The sequence below is a fragment of the Vibrio sp. SCP2 genome (genome assembly GCF_059295395.1).
Genome location: NZ_JCAFVV010000001.1, coordinates 278,347 through 296,293, shown reverse-complemented (window position 1 = coordinate 296,293; position 17,947 = coordinate 278,347). Strand labels below are relative to the sequence as shown.

18 protein-coding genes are annotated in these 17,947 nt (G+C 42.8%); 11 read left to right on the top strand and 7 right to left on the bottom strand.

Features of this window, described 5'->3' with window-relative positions:
* Window positions 1-10 precede the first annotated feature (10 nt).
* From AC5O63_RS01420 to AC5O63_RS01400, 5 genes are all read right to left on the bottom strand, one after another.
* Window positions 11-1,300: a sensor histidine kinase gene (locus tag AC5O63_RS01420; RefSeq protein WP_494503626.1), complete on the bottom strand. Its 1,290-nt coding sequence runs from the start codon at window positions 1,298-1,300 to the stop codon at window positions 11-13.
* A complete protein-coding gene (locus tag AC5O63_RS01415) occupies window positions 1,284-1,958 on the bottom strand; it encodes a response regulator transcription factor (protein ID WP_004749422.1) in 675 nt (224 codons plus the stop codon). Before AC5O63_RS01415 ends, AC5O63_RS01420 begins: the two co-directional genes overlap by 17 nt.
* Window positions 1,959-2,180: 222 nt before the next feature.
* Window positions 2,181-2,609: a DUF3010 family protein gene (locus tag AC5O63_RS01410; RefSeq protein WP_171320892.1), complete on the bottom strand. Its 429-nt coding sequence runs from the start codon at window positions 2,607-2,609 to the stop codon at window positions 2,181-2,183.
* A gap of 151 nt (window positions 2,610-2,760) precedes the next feature.
* Window positions 2,761-3,144 carry a cystatin domain-containing protein gene (locus tag AC5O63_RS01405; RefSeq protein WP_494503625.1) on the bottom strand — a complete coding sequence of 128 codons (384 nt, stop codon included), beginning with the start codon at window positions 3,142-3,144 and terminating at the stop codon, window positions 2,761-2,763.
* Window positions 3,145-3,309: 165 nt separating this feature from the next.
* Complete coding sequence (locus tag AC5O63_RS01400) at window positions 3,310-3,654, bottom strand: DUF3316 domain-containing protein (RefSeq protein ID WP_272788265.1); 345 nt, start codon at window positions 3,652-3,654, stop codon at window positions 3,310-3,312.
* A 383-nt stretch (window positions 3,655-4,037) separates the two neighbouring features.
* Between AC5O63_RS01400 and AC5O63_RS01395 the strand changes: the two genes are divergently transcribed.
* From AC5O63_RS01395 to AC5O63_RS01385, 3 genes are all read left to right on the top strand, one after another.
* The gene (locus AC5O63_RS01395; protein ID WP_494503624.1) at window positions 4,038-4,868 is read left to right on the top strand and encodes a DUF6279 family lipoprotein; all 831 of its coding nucleotides are present in this window, start codon (window positions 4,038-4,040) and stop codon (window positions 4,866-4,868) included.
* 88 nt (window positions 4,869-4,956) lie between these two features.
* On the top strand, window positions 4,957-5,721 hold the full coding sequence (locus AC5O63_RS01390; protein ID WP_494503623.1) for a sulfite exporter TauE/SafE family protein: 765 nt from the start codon (window positions 4,957-4,959) through the stop codon (window positions 5,719-5,721).
* A gap of 153 nt (window positions 5,722-5,874) precedes the next feature.
* Window positions 5,875-6,066 (top strand): hypothetical protein, encoded by a 192-nt coding sequence (locus AC5O63_RS01385; RefSeq protein WP_004748196.1) that lies wholly within the window; start codon window positions 5,875-5,877, stop codon window positions 6,064-6,066.
* Window positions 6,067-6,085: 19 nt separating this feature from the next.
* On the opposite strand, the gene exaC is transcribed toward AC5O63_RS01385, so the two are convergent.
* Complete coding sequence (exaC, locus tag AC5O63_RS01380; protein WP_494503622.1) at window positions 6,086-7,606, bottom strand: acetaldehyde dehydrogenase ExaC; 1,521 nt, start codon at window positions 7,604-7,606, stop codon at window positions 6,086-6,088.
* A gap of 254 nt (window positions 7,607-7,860) precedes the next feature.
* On the opposite strand from exaC, the gene AC5O63_RS01375 reads away from it, so the two are divergent.
* Window positions 7,861-9,624: a sigma-54-dependent Fis family transcriptional regulator gene (locus AC5O63_RS01375; RefSeq protein WP_494503621.1), complete on the top strand. Its 1,764-nt coding sequence runs from the start codon at window positions 7,861-7,863 to the stop codon at window positions 9,622-9,624.
* On the opposite strand, the gene AC5O63_RS01370 is transcribed toward AC5O63_RS01375, so the two are convergent.
* Window positions 9,617-10,021 (bottom strand): VOC family protein, encoded by a 405-nt coding sequence (locus AC5O63_RS01370; protein ID WP_494503620.1) that lies wholly within the window; start codon window positions 10,019-10,021, stop codon window positions 9,617-9,619. The genes AC5O63_RS01375 and AC5O63_RS01370 overlap by 8 nt on opposite strands.
* A 64-nt stretch (window positions 10,022-10,085) precedes the next feature.
* Between AC5O63_RS01370 and AC5O63_RS01365 the strand changes: the two genes are divergently transcribed.
* From AC5O63_RS01365 to wecB, 7 genes are all read left to right on the top strand, one after another.
* Entirely contained in the window at window positions 10,086-10,427 is a 342-nt protein-coding gene (locus AC5O63_RS01365; protein WP_494503619.1) for a putative quinol monooxygenase, read from the top strand.
* 14 nt (window positions 10,428-10,441) lie between these two features.
* Window positions 10,442-10,885, top strand: a complete 444-nt coding sequence (locus AC5O63_RS01360) for a YtoQ family protein (RefSeq protein WP_486796522.1) — start codon at window positions 10,442-10,444, stop codon at window positions 10,883-10,885.
* 464 nt (window positions 10,886-11,349) lie between these two features.
* On the top strand, window positions 11,350-12,759 hold the full coding sequence (locus AC5O63_RS01355; RefSeq protein WP_494503618.1) for an undecaprenyl-phosphate glucose phosphotransferase: 1,410 nt from the start codon (window positions 11,350-11,352) through the stop codon (window positions 12,757-12,759).
* 9 nt (window positions 12,760-12,768) lie between these two features.
* Window positions 12,769-14,004, top strand: a complete 1,236-nt coding sequence (locus tag AC5O63_RS01350) for an outer membrane beta-barrel protein (RefSeq protein ID WP_494503617.1) — start codon at window positions 12,769-12,771, stop codon at window positions 14,002-14,004.
* Between the two features lie 28 nt (window positions 14,005-14,032).
* Window positions 14,033-14,563 (top strand): polysaccharide biosynthesis/export family protein, encoded by a 531-nt coding sequence (locus tag AC5O63_RS01345; protein WP_486788058.1) that lies wholly within the window; start codon window positions 14,033-14,035, stop codon window positions 14,561-14,563.
* Window positions 14,564-14,586: 23 nt separating this feature from the next.
* A complete protein-coding gene (locus AC5O63_RS01340) occupies window positions 14,587-16,797 on the top strand; it encodes a GumC family protein (RefSeq protein ID WP_494503616.1) in 2,211 nt (736 codons plus the stop codon).
* An 8-nt stretch (window positions 16,798-16,805) separates the two neighbouring features.
* Window positions 16,806-17,936 (top strand): non-hydrolyzing UDP-N-acetylglucosamine 2-epimerase, encoded by a 1,131-nt coding sequence (gene wecB / locus AC5O63_RS01335; protein ID WP_494503615.1) that lies wholly within the window; start codon window positions 16,806-16,808, stop codon window positions 17,934-17,936.
* The last annotated feature ends 11 nt before the right edge of the window (window positions 17,937-17,947 follow it).

The following is a 17,947-nucleotide window of genomic DNA, read 5'->3' as shown; positions in this document are numbered from 1 at the left end:
CCTTTCTATGCTAGTGAGTGAAATAGAGCCTCACTCTTAACCCTGGTTTGTTATCGCGCAGTATTAAGCGTGCGTTGTGCTTGCTAAGTACCGCATCAACCAGAGAAAGTCCTAGCCCATTACCTTGTTCGGTTCTGCTTTTGTCCGCCCGATACATAGGGCGACACACGTAGAGTTTATCTTGATCTGAAATACCGATCCCTGAATCGGCAACCATAACGCCAAAGTGATCGACAACAACTTCAACCTTGCCATCCGCTGGCGTGTATTTCACCGCGTTTTCAATCACATTAAACACGGCGCGAAAAAGTAACGAACGATCGCCTAAAATAGTGCAGCTTTGGTCTTGTAGATAGGTAATGCTTTGTCGCTTTTGTTCAGCAAGAGGGGTAACGAACTCGATAGCATCACTGACGATACTGCCAAGCTCAACTTTCTCTGTTGCGAGACTGATTTGTCCGCTATTGATTTTAGCAATTTCGAGCATACTGTTAAAAAGTGATAAGATTAGTTCAAGTTCATCATGGCAGGCTGAAAATTGTTCTTGTTGAGACTCTGAAAGATCTTTACTCGATAGAACCTCTTCCAGACGCAGTTTTAATCTAGCTATTGGTGTACGCATGTCATGCGCAAGACCAACAGTTAAAGACTTTAACGTCGTCTCATTTTTTGCCATTTGTTCAATCATATAGTTAAGGTGAATCGCTAAGATATCGAATTCATCATCTTTTTCTGAGACGGAAAGTTTAACCTCTCGCTCACCACACAATACGCGGTTCATAGCGCGATTCACTTTCTCTAACCGTTTTAAGATCAGCAATGAAAAGAATAGGGCGGTGCTAAGCATCACCGCGACAGGCATAATGATGCCAGAAAACACAATTGGCGCGAGAGACTCTCGGTGGGCTTCAACGACACTTGGGTTAACACCGATTTCTAATCGAAAATCATCACCAAGCAAGATGTTAGTCTTCTCACTAGGTAAGGCGGCAATGGGATAGTATTGGGTGTTTAATATCGGCTCCATCGGCTCGACAAGTCGATAGTAAAAAGGGGTCTGAGAGGCTTGCTTAGCTTCTAAAAGGCTTTCAACGTTTGATTTACCTTGAGTGGCGGCAAAACTGAACTCCTGAATTTCATCGTTGAGTTGCTTGGTTAACTGTTGGCGGTGAAAGGCGTCTGAATCGACATAAAGCTGCCGTATAACAACGGTGTTTGCGGCAGCAACGAGCACAAACAAGCCCATTAAGGTTTTAAAGACGGAAGAGCGGGTGAGGGTATAGTTATCGACGAAGGACATAACCTGCCCCTCTTACGGTATGAAGTAACCCAGTACAACCTGCCTCTTCGAGCTTGCGCCTTAGATTCGCTACGTGAACATCGATAACGTTGGTCTTAGGATCAAAATGATAGCTCCAGATACTCTCAAACAAACGCATACGTGACACAACTTGTTCGTGGTGTTCAATAAAATGTTGAATGAGCTGGAACTCTTTAGGTTGAAGGAGTAGCTCTTGATTGTTGCAGGTAAATTTGTGTGCTTTTAGGTCGATTTTTAAGCAGTCGTAACTAAGAGTATGAGAAGGAGTTGATGCGCGATGTGCTCGGTTGATGATGATATCGACCCGGGCAATAAGTTCAGCGAGTGCGAACGGCTTAATAAGATAGTCATCACTGCCTGCTTGCAGTCCATCAACGCGATCTTCGATGCTGTCCATTGCACTCAGAATGAGAACGGGAATGTTGTTATCGGTTGCTCTAATCGCCGACAGTACTTTCATTCCATCTAGGTAGGGTAGCATTCGGTCAAGAATGATCAGTTGATAGTCGCTACTTAGCGCCATCATCAACCCTTTTTTGCCATCCTCAGCCTGATCAACCGCATAACCATGCTCTTGCAATCCTTTGGATACAAACTCTCGAGTGGTTTGGTCGTCTTCAATGATTAATATTTTCACAATAACCCTCTTTTCCATAGCTTGGGGTTATCATAACGAATAAGGTTCTGATTTTAAGAAGAAAAAATAAGGCTCGCGTGACTAATGCGAGCCATATCGGTTTAGGGGGTAAACCGAAAAACGTTTTAGATTAAGGATTTACAGATTAACTCAGCACTTATTTAGTGAGCCTTAACGAAACATTAAGATTTGTTAATCTGGTCATTCCAACTAAACGTTTGATTATCCGCGCATCATGGCGCAAGCGTATGCAGTGGTAAATGCTTGCTCTTGATACTGTTTTAAACCGGTATCTTTAAATTGAATGCCCAGCGGGTTGCGTTTAAGGCTCTCTTTGATAGCCGTTGGCGCCACAACTTCTACTTTCAAATCGTCGATAAGCTGAATGGCTGCTTCTAATTTAAAACCTACCGCGCCGCCTGCGAACTTACCTTTTGTTTGACGCTGGCGAATGACGACTTTTTCGATTTTGTAGTCTTCTATCAACTTGGCAAAAGAGAATTGGAATTTCTTCATCTCTTGTGTGTCGTTGGCATTACCAATGCTTAGTTTTGCTACGCGGCAGTCTGGTAAGTGAACGACCCCATTCTCATGCGAAAGAAGACAGATTACCGCATCGTTACCTTTTAGCTCTACACCACAAATTTTCATGTTTTCACCTAGTTGTTTGTTAGCGGCGCCATTATATCGACCATTTGTGACTTATCGAGCTTTTTATACAGTGATTGTTGGGAATAGGGTGAGGAAAGAGAAAGGAGCTCAGCAAAAGTTGAGCTCCATACATATAGTTTGAAGCAGGGTGTTATGGGCAGATCTTACCGAGGGTAGGTTGTTGAGTGATCGAGTACTCATCGTCAAGAGATTGGTAAACAATCGCGTTCCAAACCTCACCATTTTCAAGCTCAAATTCCACTGCGTAGTTCATTCCAGCAACAACTTGAGTGCGCACATCAGTGATCTGCTTTAACGGAGACTGAGAAGCGATTTGGTTGAGGACAAGGTCAACGGCTTTTTCGGCTTCAGGTGTCACTTCACCCGGAGGGTAGAAGCCTCCCGGCATCGCTTCGCTGTTACACATAGGGTCGTGTGGCATAGTTGAAATGTACTCTTGGTTTGTTGGAGTCGCTTGGTTACAACCCGCTAGTATAGCGACAGCGACGACTGACAGTAGGATAACTTTTTTCATGCTTACTCCATAACTGAATCATTAATGAGTTTATTTTGATTCGTTAGTTCAATTTAACTCAAGATCTAAATGAAATTTAACTCATAAATGGTTGTGTTAAGTCAGGGAAATGCAATAAAAAAGCCGCTTTAGATAAAGCGGCAAGGCAGGTGGAACGATAAACGGTTAGCTGTTGCCGCTTTCACGGTATTTGTATTGATAATCTACATCGAGCACGGCTTTGTACTGAATATTACCTGGTGCGTTTGCAAATTCTTCAATCTGTACTGTCATGTCATTGAGTTTCACACTTGGGTAAACGACGTTACTCTGTGAAATATGCAGCTTGTTCTTAAGTTGCGCTGGGTTCATTGTTTTCATCTCATCCATGAGGTCAAACGCGGCATCATAGGCTTGTTGCTTAGTTGAGTATGCGTCAGTGGTAAAGCTTGTGTTTGATGACGTGGCATTGGTTGATGCAAATACAGACGCACTCATTACCAACGAAGCTAATAGAATCACTTTTTTCATAAACTTTTCTCCTGATGGGTGACCTTCGAGAGAAATATTACGCCTAAGGACGTAAGGAGTCTGTCAGGCTGTGTAAGATTACTACTAGGTTTTGTAAAGCTTACCTTTACGTTTGTAACCTGTTCATGACTAAGTCAATTTGCTGTCAGCGAATAGCGTGTTTAGTGAAGCGAGGGTCAGAGGTGAGGGGCTGCCGCCCTAAAGTTTTTATATTCTCGTTGCGCTTATTATGATCGCAGCTAACTGTTTGTTTGAGTGATGAACATTTAAAAAGAGAGCGGATCTGGTATCGAAGTTGCTTGCGTTGTTGTTACAGACACAAGAGCGTAAAGTGTCTATGTTAAGAATAATGGTATCAGCAGTGAATTGCGCAGGATGAAGCAATGAAAAAACTAGGAATACTGTTTACTGTCTGTTTGGCTCTGGCTGGATGTAGTACCAAGTTTGTCTACAACAATATGGACTGGCTGTTACTGGAATACCTCGATGACTATGTTGAGCTCAATGATTCTCAAGAAGAGATTGTTAGTCAAAAGGTAGCCGTTCTGAGTGAGTGGCATCGTACACAAGAAATCCCCCATTATGTTGAACATCTTGATGAGCTAATGGCAATCGAACCTAACACGTTCACAATGGATCAGCTTAAAGAGCAGGAAGCTAAATTTCAGCAGCATTCACAGCGCCTTGTGGCGAGAGTTGCACCCGAACTTTATTCCATTGCTAGAGAGTTATCTAACGAGCAAGTAGAAGAGCTGATGAACAGTATTCGTGTTCGTCACACCAAATACAAAAGAAAATACCAAAAACTTTCCGACTCAGAAATCAAAGAGCGTTATAAAGAGCGCATTGAAGAGAATCTAGAAACTTGGCTTGGCCGTCTAACCAAGCAACAACAAGCGTTATTGGATGATTGGGTAGCAGATCTGTATGTCACTTCTCATGATTGGATTAATCACCAAACAAAAATGCGTATTGAAGTGAATGCCTTATTATCGAATCGTCTAGATATGGCTAAGTTCCAGCCTGAATTTCAACAGCTTATGTTTAACCCAAACAGCTTCTATGCGCCGGAACTTGAGCAAAAAATCGATCACAATAAACAAGTCGCGAATCAGTATCTGGTGAAAGTCATTAACTCTATGACCACTAAGCAGACGAAGCACTATCGTGAAGAGCTGCAAGACTGGAAAGAACTTGCACTAGATATTCAGTAACTTACGCCACAAAACCGGCAAAATGAGGTTTGTTTAATAGTTTGAGCAAGCTAGAGTAAGAGATTCCTTACACAACCTTGCGATAACTATGGAATGGATTCTGTTATTTGGCGCGGGCGTTTTGGGAGGGATACTCAATAGCATTGCTGGTGGCGGGAGTTTTATCACTTTTCCAGCGCTTATGTTTGTGGGCGTACCTCCTGTCGTTGCGAATGCCACCAATACTTTTGCTGCATGTGCTGGCTATATCAGCGGCACCTATGGGTTTAGGCACGATATCGCTGAGTCCAGCGGTTCTATGAAGCGAATCATTGTTCTTAGTCTTGTTGGTGGCGCACTCGGTGCTTATTTGCTCCTTAGTGTTTCAGAACAAAAATTTTTAACCGCAATTCCTTGGTTACTCCTGTTTGCAACTTTACTATTTTTGTTAGGTAACCAAATCAACCGCTGGACTGCCAAGCTTTCTCGTTCGGCTTCACTTCACCCGCTGTGGGCGGTACTTTCTGCCTCGATACTGCTTATTATCGTTTCTGCGTATGGTGGTTTCTTTAATGCAGGTCTAGGGGTTGTGGTGCTGAGCTATTTGGTGCTAGCAGGGCACAGCGATATCAACCAAATGAATGGCCTAAAGCTGTTAATCTCTTCTTGTGTCTCTCTTATCGCGATAGTGGTGTTCGTTATTGATGGCTCAATAGACTGGTGGCGAGGCGGGGCAGTGATGCTGGGAACGCTATCGGGGGGCTATGTCGCGGCGAGAGTCTCGCGAAAAGTGGAGCAACATTACGTTAAAGGCTTTGTTGCCTTATCTAGCGTTGCGATGACTGTGTACTTTTTCTTAGATGTCTATCTTTAAAGACGTTTGCCTACCTTGAGTGCCATCACGTTCATATCTATTTTGATGTCAATTTAGGTTAATTTAGCTTTCTACAAGGCATAATAAAAGTGGTCAAGAAAAGGCCAGTTGTTTGTCTTTCAAGGCCTTTTCGATTTGCGATTAGGAGGCTTTATGAGTAGAAAACTAGGCAGAGTCATGTCAAGTAGCCGCATGATTACCTTCGTTGCTTTTCTAGCTGCAACATTTGCTTGGATATTAAAGATGCCAGCCCTGTTTACTGTTTCGTTGATTGCGCTTGTTGCTAGTGGTGGTCTCTATCTCAACGATAAGTATAAGCACCGTAAAGAAGAAAAGAGCGCCTGATGGCGCTCTAAGGTGTGTGTTAGAAGAATCCTAATGGGTTAACATCGTAACTGATCAGTAGGTTCTTGGTGTTTTGGTAATGATCGAGCATCATTTTGTGTGTCTCTCGGCCAATACCTGACTTCTTATAGCCACCAAATGCAGCGTGAGCAGGGTAAGCGTGGTAACAGTTGACCCAGATTCGTCCCGCTTCAATGTTGCGACCCATTCGATACGCTAGGTTGGCATCGCGAGTCCAAACGCCTGCACCAAGACCGTACTCTGTGTCGTTGGCAATCGCAAGCGCTTCTGCTTCATCTTTGAAACTGGTCACCGCAATGACAGGGCCAAAGATCTCTTCTTGGAAAACACGCATCTTATTGTTGCCTTCAAGCAAAGTAGGCTGAATGTAGTAACCTGATTCAATGGCGTCAGTTTGCTGCGCAATCTCACCACCAAACACCACTTTCGCACCTTCTTGGCGGCCAATTTCTAGGTAACTTAAAATCTTATCAAATTGTTCCTGAGAAGCCTGTGCGCCAACTTGAGTGTCAGTGTCGAGTGGGTTGCCTTGTTTGATGGTCTTAGCTCTTTCCGCCACTTTAGCGATGAACTTATCGTAGACAGATTCGTGCACTAAGACACGTGATGGACAGGTACAGACTTCACCTTGGTTAAAGAACGCGAGCAAAGTCCCTTCGATACATTTATCTAGGTATTCATCTTCATGGTCAAAGATATCTGGGAAGTAGATGTTAGGTGATTTACCACCTAGTTCAACTGTCGACGGAATGAGGCTTTCGGCGGCGCACTTCAAAATATGGTTACCAATTTCTGTTGAGCCCGTAAACGCGAGTTTGGCAATACGGTTGCTGGTTGCAAGTGCTTGGCCTGCTTCGCTACCGAAGCCGTTGACCACATTAACCACCCCGGCAGGAATCAGGTCACCGATTTTTTCCATCAATAGTAGGATTGAAGTAGGTGTTTGCTCTGCGGGTTTTAAGACGACACAACACCCTGCTGCAAGTGCAGGCGCTAGCTTCCATGCCGCCATTAACATTGGGAAATTCCAAGGGATGATTTGCCCAACCACACCAATCGGCTCAGGGAAGTGGTAGCTTGCGGTATTGACATCGAGCTCAGCGGCACTGCCTTCTTGAGCGCGAATACAGCCTGCAAAGTAACGGAAATGATCGACAACAAGCGGTAAATCCGCGGCTAGTGTTTCACGAACAGGCTTGCCGTTTTCCCATGTCTCTGCGACAGCAAGCTCTTCTAAGTTCTGCTCAATTCGATCCGCGATTTTAAGCAGAATATTTGAACGTTCAGTTACGCTTGTCGCTGCCCAACTCGCTCGTACACTATGCGCCGCATCAAGGGCGAGGTTAATATCCGCCTCACCAGAACGCGCAACTTTACAATAATCTTGACCATTAACAGGCGAGGTGTTGTCAAAGTATTCACCTGACACAGGCTTCACCCATTCGCCCCCAATGAAATTGTCATAGTGGGTTTTGAAACTAACAACGGAACCTTGGCTGCCTGGCTGTGCGTAAATCATATAAATATCCTTTTTATTTTCTCATTCAAGTATGTCTGAAGGGCTCACACTCGGGTGAACACTTCTAATGGCACAGGTTAGTTAACGCAAATCACAGACCAAATGTTAAAAACTTGTTGTAATTATTTTCTGGCGCTAGAGTATTCAAGGCTTAAAGAAAGATGTTTTAAACACAAAGTAGAGGAACGAGTTGTTAACAAATTGTTCAACTGTTCCAAATTGGTACAACTCAAGTGTTCAAAGTTGGAACAGGTATGGAACTACAGACAACACAATCTGGTGACTGGCTCGCCTCTTCTTGGCAAAGAAGCTCAAATGCAGGTTTAAGACAAATTAAAAAACCGGATGACATTAATGTTTCAAACGCTCTACTCAAGGAGCGACGTTACAACGCCCAAGGAGTCATTGAAGCGGTCAAACAATGTGCATTGCCTCTGTTCAATCAAGTTATGTCTCGTAGCGAAAGTCGCTTGATATTAACCGATTCTGAAGGTGTGATACTTGCCAGTTGGGGGCAGGAGAAGTTTCGAGAGAAATTGATGTCGATCGCCCTCGAATCGGGCACATGTTGGCAAGAAAAATGGAAAGGCACCAATGCGATAGGAACCGCTCTTTTCGAACAGAAAGCGGTTTCCATTATCGGTGAACAGCACTTTATCAAACAGCATAGGTTTATCAGTTGCTCGGCCAGTCCTCTGTTCAACCACCTTGGTGAATTGGTTGGGATTCTTGATATTACGAGCGAACAAGCCAAACATGATGTGACAACGCAACTTTTGGTGCAAAACATGGTTCAGTTAGTGGAGAACTACATGCTGACTCAAATTCCAGAAGGTTCATTGCAAATTAACTTGGCCCATAACGAATCGGTTTTAAAAAGTGGCTGGCAAGGGATAGTGATTGCGGATGAGAATGGTCATGTAGTTGCCCATAATCAAGTGGCGACCCAATTGATTGATCAGGCCTCTTTGCTGGGCGAGCATTTCGAGAATCTACTCCGACAACCGCTACAAAATCAGTTTGTTTTCGAAAAGAAAAGCATTGGCAAATCACCTTCCGCTAAGAAATGGATCAGCGCAGCCAGTGACTTGCATTATGGAGACGATAAGGTAGAGCAGGCTTGGCAACAGGCCAACAAGGTCATGGGTTGCGATATCAGTCTGTTGATTTTAGGTGAAACCGGGGTGGGAAAAGGTGAGTTTGTTAAAGCACTGCACAAGCACAGCAGTCGTCGCAGTGAACCCTTGGTTACCGTGAACTGTGGTGCATTGCCGAAAGATTTAATCGAGTCTGAGTTGTTTGGCCATGCCCCAGGTGCATTTACTGGTGCTAATAAGCAAGGCTACAGTGGGCGCATAAGACAAGCCGATAAGGGGATCTTGTTCCTTGACGAGATAGGGGAGATGCCGCTTGAAGCTCAATGCCGCTTGTTATCAGTATTGCAAGATAAAGTCGTCATGCCGGTGGGATCTGCCCAATCTCACCATGTTGATATTCAGGTTATCGCAGCAACGCATCAAGATCTAAATCTTTTGGTTTCTCAAGGTAAGTTCAGGCAAGACTTATATTATCGACTTAATGGATTGGTGGTGACGTTACCGTCTTTGTATGAACGCCAAGATAAGCTCGCCTTGATTCACGCTATTCATAACAAGTATCAGCAGAATAATCAAATGCTTTCGAGTGAGCTGACAAGCGCACTAATGAATTATCGTTGGCCAGGTAATCTCAGAGAGCTCGACAACCTAGTCAAAGTCGCGAGCTTAATTGCCAGTGATACCCACGAAATAGGCATAGAACATTTGCCTGCTCACTTTTCACAGCCTTTGCAAGGTTTGCAGCCCAGTGCAAAAGATCATGACGAGGTATCTGATCTAAAGTCGACGCTTAACGCCACTTTAATCGATACCTATCACACTCACAATGGCAATGTCAGCAAAGTCTCTCGTGCGCTTGGCATTAGCCGTAATACGGTATATCGCAAACTCAAAGCCTTGGGGTTAATGAAAGCTAAATGATATTTTGGTGCGAGATATCTGGATGATATAGCGGTTGAATAACATGGCCTTCAGGATCTTTGCAGTGAAAGCTCCGAGCGCCATCACTATGATCGTGAGGTTCATCCAAGACTGGCACTCCTTTATCTAACATAAACTCGTACCAATGATGGAGTTCATCTTTGGTTCTGACGATAAAACCAAAATGATCGACGCTTATCGGTGAGCAAACTCGTTGAGACTGCGCTCGTCCAAGCGACAAGTTATCACAGCCATTGGTCAGGTAAACGAGGTTATCGTTGGCTCTTCTTAAGATACTCATCCCCATAATTTCTGTGTAAAAAGCTTCACACTCCTCAAACTTTTGAACAACCAGTGCGATATGTCTAATGCCACTGAATGGTGTTGGTCTGTCCATACTTTGTTTCCTTGTATATTATCCTTCTTATTATTGTATACAATTAAGCTATTATGGTACAACTATGAGTAGAACCAAACTCAAGGAGGCTAAAGCCACTATGTACTGTATTATTGTGAGCAATCGAGTCAAACAGGGTCGCGAAGAAGACTACATATCTATAATGGGAAGAAATGCTCGTTGTTCAGTGGAGAATGAAGATGGTTGTATACAATTTGATGTGTTGAAGGATATTATTGATCCTCAGCTGTTTCATTTGTACGAGATTTACCAAAACCAACAAGCGTTGGCGATACATAAGCAAACCGAGCACTATTTATTAAGTCGCGAGCAACTCGCTGATATAGTCATAGAGCAATCTGTATTGCGTGCTGATGTGTTAGCGACAAATTCTAAGAAAAGCTAGAAGGGAACAAGCAAATGATTTGGAAAGTTTACCTAAGTGGGGAAATACACACCGATTGGCGAGAACGCATAATAGAAGGCGTAAGGAAGTTGGAACTGAATATAGAGTTCTACTCAGCGAATACTGACCATGAGTCAAGCGATGCGGCTGGAGATCTGTTACGACAGAACGAATCAGGTTTTTGGCGTGATCATCAGTCTTCTAAGGTCAATGCTATTCGCACGTCTACTTTAATCAAGCAATGTGATATTGGTGTAGTACGTTTCGGTGAAAAGTATCGTCAGTGGAATGCAGCGTTCGATGCGGGTATGCTATCGGCACTCGATAAGCCTTACATTACTTTACATGATGAGTCACTGATTCACCCTCTTAAAGAAGTCGACGCGGCCGCAATGGCATGGGCAGAGTCACCAGAGCAGGTTGTTGAGCTGCTAAAATACGTTGTTCAATCCAACTAGTGATAGATTAGCCATCTTGCAAACAGCACCACCTAAAAGGTGGTGTTTTTTACATGCCTAACAAAATTCACTCGATAACGTCTAAATTACGTATATTTCAAATAAGTCAATCATAATTGTTGAAACAAGTAATTATTAATCATCAATTCTTATGTTTAATAATCTAACATCTCAAGTCTAATAATTGAGAAACTCCCCCATACCTTATTTGATTGAATCAAAAGTGCGACTTTCTACGAATTAACTAATGGCTGTAATAATAAAAACACAATGTTTTTTGAGTGGGTTTTATACAACTTTAGAACTTATTTTGTTTATCAAAAATGAGACTTTACTTTCAGTGCTTATCTAATTAAAAATAAAACCGCTTTTATTTCTGATGTAAAAGTTATACGTAGAGAATAACTGTTTAATAACTCAATAATCCTGAGATCTACGTCTTGGGAGTAGTAGCGTACCGAAATATGGATATGACCACGCAAAGTAAAGTTAAATTCGGAGAGGAAGAGTCTAGTGCTCTCTATCGAATAATTGATGGATTTGTAATTATATTTTTCCTCCTTGCAGTATCCACAATTTATTTAGGTGATTTTTCGAAAATTTATACTATTTCAGGCTTAGTCTCAGCTTTGCTTTTTGTGTTTTTTGCCGAGCAATCTGGTTTGTACCGATATAATGGTGTATTTGTTCAGCGTCATGAATTTAAGAATATTATCAGTGCATGGCTTCAAACACTGCTTGTACTGTTGTTGTTTGCGTTCTTTACCAAATGGACGGAAGTCCACTCCAGAGTAGTTATCACCACTTGGATGCTTGCCACACCCGCATTGTTGATTTCCAGTCGTCTAGTTGGAAACTCTCTTATGCGTGCACATTACAAAAAACACCAATATAAGCAAAAAGCGATTATTGTCGGTGTTTCAAATGCAGGCATTCGCTTAGCGCATGATATGGTAAATGACAAATCTTCTAACCTTGATTTTGTAGGGTTTTATGATGATAGAGAGCCAAGCCGCCTTGCAAAGGATGGTCTTAGTGAGCCGATTTTGGGATCGATTAAAGACTCGGTCGAGAAGGCCAAAAAACGCGAGATTCGCCATGTTTACATTGCATTACCAATGGGTGAAGTTCAGCGCGTTAAAGACGTCGTGAAAATGTTTTCTGATACTACGGCAAGAGTCTATCTGATACCCGACATTTATACCTATGAGCTAATGCAGGCCCGTTGGCGCACGATTGGCAATAGCCCAACAATTAGTGTTCAAGATACTCCATTTTATGGTCTAGCCAGTGTTGTAAAACGCGCAGAAGATATTTTGTTAGCGAGCATTATTACTTTTCTAATTAGCCCCATTTTATTGATGGTTGCAATTGGGGTTAAGTTGTCTGGTCCAGGTCCGATTATTTTTAAGCAAATGCGTTATGGATTGGATGGGGCGGCGATTAAGGTTTGGAAGTTTCGATCGATGAGTACCACTGATAATGGCAACGTCGTAAAGCAAGCAACGAAAAATGATCCAAGAGTCACCAAGTTTGGAGCATTTATTCGAAAAACGTCACTAGATGAATTACCTCAGTTTATTAATGTTATTCAAGGTCGAATGTCAATTGTTGGGCCAAGACCGCATGCAGTCGCACATAACGAAGAGTATCGACAAATAGTCGACAAATACATGCTACGCCACAAAGTAAAACCTGGTATTACTGGATTGGCTCAAATTAGTGGTTATCGAGGCGAAACCGATACGCTAGAAAAAATGGAAAAACGAGTTGAGTACGATCTCAAATATATTCAAAGCTGGAGCCTGGGCCTAGATTTGAGAATCATCTTTTTAACAATATTCAAAGGCTTTATTGGAAAAACGGCATATTAAGGATTTACGATGAAACTTGGGAATTCAGCAATTTTATTTACAGTGCTGTCTGGCTGTGTCTGCTATGCCGTATCTGCTTCAGAAGAACGTGGTTATGTGACGGACTCCGGTATTCGAGTCACTCCATTATTTGAAAGTAGTCTAGAACACAATGACAACATTGGTCGCTTCTCTAGTAACCAAAGTTCAGAGTCTTCAGGCATCTTGGTTTTAGAGCCCGGTATTGCTTTAGAATCGGATCGTGGTGGGAACGAGCATTTAGTGGCTTATCAGATCTCGTCTGGGACTTACTTTGACAGTAGTGATGATAACTTTCTAGATCATAAGTTCGTTACCAATAACTTTATTAGGCTTAATGCTAAGCACGGCGTTTCATTCAATTACAACCTGCTCTTTTTACATGAAGAGCGCGGTACTGGGCTTAGCGCCGGTGACACATTAGCGACGATCGTTACTGACCCAGTCGAGTACGTGATCAACGATGTCAACAGCACTTATGTATACGGCAGCGAGGGGGCTCAAGGGCGACTCGAATTTTCTCTGGGGTATTTAGACCGTAGTTATAAGAACTACCGCGAAATCAGCGACCCAAATCTGTCGCAATTAAGTACTAAGTATAAAGATTTTGACGAAGTGAGTGGTGGTGCTGCGTTTTACTATCGCGCGATGCCAGCAACTCAAGCCTTGTTTGAAATCGAGTTGGTTCAGCGTAGCTATGATTTATTCGACCCTTCGACTAATCGCTCTCAAGATAGCTTAGATCACTTCTACATGGTCGGTTCTAAGTGGGATATCTCCGGTAAAACCACCGGTAAGCTCCGTTTAGGTCTTCAAAACAAAGATTATGAAGACTCGCAAAAAGATCAGTTTACCGGATTTAGCTGGGATGTGGATTTGCAGTGGAATCCTTTAGAGCATTCAGAAGTGACGCTATTGGGTGGTCAACGAGCACGCGATCCAGATCAAGGCAGCAATTATGTGAAAGACCTGTTCCTATCTTCGGGTTGGAAGCACTACTGGCGAAGTAACATCTATAGCGATGTCGAATTCACGCTCAGAAACAGTGATTATTCAAGCTCTAACCGAGATGACGATTTCTACTCTAACAGGTTGGCACTCGGTTACACCTTTAATGATATTACTGATTTGGTTTTAGGTTGGGAGTATGAACGTGTCAACTCAACCATCAGTGAAAATAGTTACAAGCAGAACATTTGGTTCATGTCTGTAAACCTAGTCCTGTAATCGCAGCAAGATACTGAGGATATTTAAAGTGAAATTGAGGCTTAAAACCTTTCTTTTGTTGTTCGTCATGCTGTTTAGTTTACAAGCTGTCGCATTCCAAGGAACGTACGAACTGGGTGCAGGAGATAAAATCCAGATCTCCGTATATGGTGAGGATGACTTATCCATTAAAGAGCTTTACATCAACAACAGTGGCAGTTTTGACTACCCATACTTAGGTCAACTGAAAGCAATTGGTAAGACTCCTGAGCAGCTTAAGCAGGAAATCTATAGCGGTCTAAAAGGTGATTACCTTATCTCACCCAAAGTACGCGTATCAGTGGTTGGATTTCGAAGCATTTATGTGAACGGAGAAGTGAAGAAACCTGGTGGCTATGAATATCAGCCAGGACTGACCGTAGATAAAGCGATCGCACTTGCAGGTGGATTTACTGATAGAGCGGCTAGGAACAAAGTATTTGTTTCAAAAGCTGGTGAAGACGACACGAAGAATAAAGCAAAGCTCTCTTCGTCCGTTTTACCTGGTGACATTATCGTCATCGAACAAAGTTTCTTTTAGCCCTGTTTAAGATGGATTTTAAAATGCATTCCCAATCTGAGACTGTTCCACAATCTCAACTTCTAGATCTTGGCTACTATGTTCATTTGATTAAGACCAGATGGTTGCCAATTGTAACGTTTGCAGTGCTATGTAGCGCAATTGCGATACTGGTTGTGTTATCAGTTACCCCTGTCTATAAAGCAACGGCCACTTTACTTATAGACTCGTCAACGAAAAAAGCGGTTTCTATTGAAGAAGTCGTTGGCTTTGATACCAGTACTAAAGAGTACTATCAAACTCAGCTTGAAATACTCAAGTCAAACCAAGTCGCTCAACGAGTTATCGACAAGTTAGAGTTGGTACATTTTGAGGAATTTAACTCAGCGCTTAAGCATTCTGAGCCGGGAATTGTTTCGCAGCTTAAGTTAGCATTAAAAAGCTTGCCTGTCCTAAAAGCTTATATGAGAGAGACGGCTAAAGAACCGACTGCTGAGGAAGTTGAAGAGCAAATTAACCGCAAGGTATTAAAAGCCTTTAAAGCCAAACTGTCCATTTCGCCAGTGCGTAAAACCCAGCTCGTTAGGATCAGTTTCGAATCAGAAGATCCGCAGCTTGCAGCACAAATCGCAAATGAAGTGGGGCACGCGTTCATAGAGAACAACTTAGAATCTAAGTTACTCGCTACGGAACAAGCGACCAGTTGGATCAATACTCGTTTGAGTGAACTCAAGAACAAGTTGGATGAATCTGAAACTAAGCTACTCGCTTTCCTAAAGAAGCAAGAGTTGATTGATGATAGCGGAATTGTGGCGCTAACGAGCTCTGAACTATCAAATCTCACTGACCGTATTGCTAAGGCGACAGAGAAACGTATCGAGACTCAGGCGGTTTACAGCGCGCTAAGAAATAGCAACAGTAAAGATGTCACTACCTTAGCCTCTATACCTCTGATCTCTAATCACCCCCAAATCCGAGACATTCGTCAAGCAGAGTCTGAGGCAGTCAAGCGGGTCAGTGAGCTTTCGAAACGCTATGGGCCAAAACACGACAAAATGATTCAAGCACAGGCACAGTTGGAAACTATTTCATATCGTGCGAACCGAGTCGTAGCCAAATTGGTCAATGGTATTGAAAAGGAGCTAACGAGCGCTGTTAACCAAGAACGTCTGTTAAGAGATGAGTTATTGGCAAAGAAAGATGAGTTCCAAGAGCTCAGTTTAGTCAAGCGAGAATACGATGTCTTGAAACGAGATGTTGACACCAACGCCAAACTTTATGATTTGTTCCTGACAAGACAGAAAGAGGCTTCTGCAACCAGCGATTTTAGCTCATCTAATGCAAGGTTTAGTGACTATGCATTGGTCCCTGAAGCGCCAAGTAAGCCTAATCGCAAACTTATAGTGGTGCTCGCGTTTGCCATCAGCTTAGGCTTTGCACTGGTGGTGGTTATCGCTCAGGATGCGTTCAACAATACAATCGAATCTTCACGCGATTTTGAAAACAAGCTTGGGCTGTTGCCTACTGGCACAATTCCAAAGATCAAAGACAAAATGTACAAAAAATCGCCGCTTGACTCTAGCGTGTTTGCAAATGACAAGTTCACGGTTTTTCAAGAGTCCGTCGATTCAATACGTACTTCTTTGGTCCTTAGTCTTCACAATACGCAAAGAAAGCTGATTGCTGTTTCGTCTTCGGTACCGGGAGAAGGTAAAACGACTACTTCTGTAAATTTAGCACTTTCTTTCTCTAAGCTAGAGAGAGTCCTATTAGTTGACTGTGACTTAAGAAAGCCATCAATTGCCCAAAGATTCAAACTGAATCCATCGACGCCTGGTTTGGTTAATCATCTATTGATGAACAATCCACTTGAAGAGTGTATTACCAGTATCGAAGGGACGAATTTGGATGTTATGAGTGCAGGCATGGTCGCCCCCGATCCTCAAGAGCTATTAGGCAGTCAGGGCTTTACTGAATTGATTGAAAAACTGGAAACGAAGTACGACCGCATCATCATTGATACACCGCCAATACTTCCGGTCAAAGACTCATTTATCGTTGGCAAGATGACGGGTGGAATCATCCTCGTTCTAAAAGCAAACAGTACAACCAAGTCTGTTTATAAACACACAATGACTCTCTTTACCAAGCACAAAATTGTTATCGATGGCGTGGTACTCAACCAAGTTCCAGCAGCGAAAAAAGGGAAACATACATATTCAGAGTACGCGACGTATGCGTATGGGCAATCGTAGGGATCACAATGGAAAAGAATATTAAGGTACTTTCAGTTTTTGGAACGCGCCCAGAAGCAATCAAGATGGCTCCGTTAGTCCATGAATTAGCAGCAGCCACTGGAATTGAATCCAAGGTATGTGTTACCGCGCAACATAGAGAAATGCTTGATCAAGTATTAGAGTTATTTGAAATTCAGCCTGATTATGATTTGGATATCATGAAACCGGGTCAATCTCTTTATGAGGTGACGTCAAACATTATGTTGGGTCTTAAGCCGATCTTAGAATCGTTTGCTCCTGATATCGTGTTAGTGCATGGCGATACGGCTACGACTTTATCAACCAGTCTTGCCGCTTACTATCAGCAAATTGCTATTGGTCACGTTGAAGCGGGTCTACGCACTCAGAATATTTACTCTCCTTGGCCTGAAGAAGGAAACCGTAAACTTACTGGTGCGCTAACTAAATTGCACTTCGCGCCAACAAGAACTTCATACGAGAACTTGCGTAAAGAGAACATTGAGCAAGGGGTTCACATAACAGGGAACACGGTGGTAGATGCATTGCTTGCAGTTACTGAGAAGTTAGAAAAAGATCCTGAACTTTCTGTTGTATATGCCAATAAATTTGCTCAAATAGACAGCCGTAAAAAAATGGTTTTGGTCACCGGGCATCGACGTGAGAGTTTTGGCAGTGGGTTTGAAAACATTTGTCAGGCTCTGAAAGAGATCGCCGAAAAACATTCAGACTGTCAAGTTGTCTACCCAGTGCATTTAAATCCAAATGTTAGGGAGCCCGTTAATCGACTTCTTTCTCAAACAGACAACGTAATCTTAATTGAACCACAAGACTATTTGCCGTTTGTATACCTGATGAACAAAGCACATCTGATCCTGACTGATTCTGGTGGTATTCAAGAAGAAGCGCCTTCATTGGGCAAGCCAGTCCTTGTGATGAGAAACACAACAGAGCGTCCAGAAGCGGTCGAAGCGGGCACTGTTAAGTTGGTTGGCACAGATAAAGAGACCATTGTTAATGAGGTCGAAACGTTACTGCTTAATGAAGAGGCTTATAAAAAGATGAGCCTAGCACACAATCCTTACGGTGATGGTAAGGCAAGTCAGCGTATCGTCGACATTATTAAAGAACATTTTTAGTAAGTATTTCC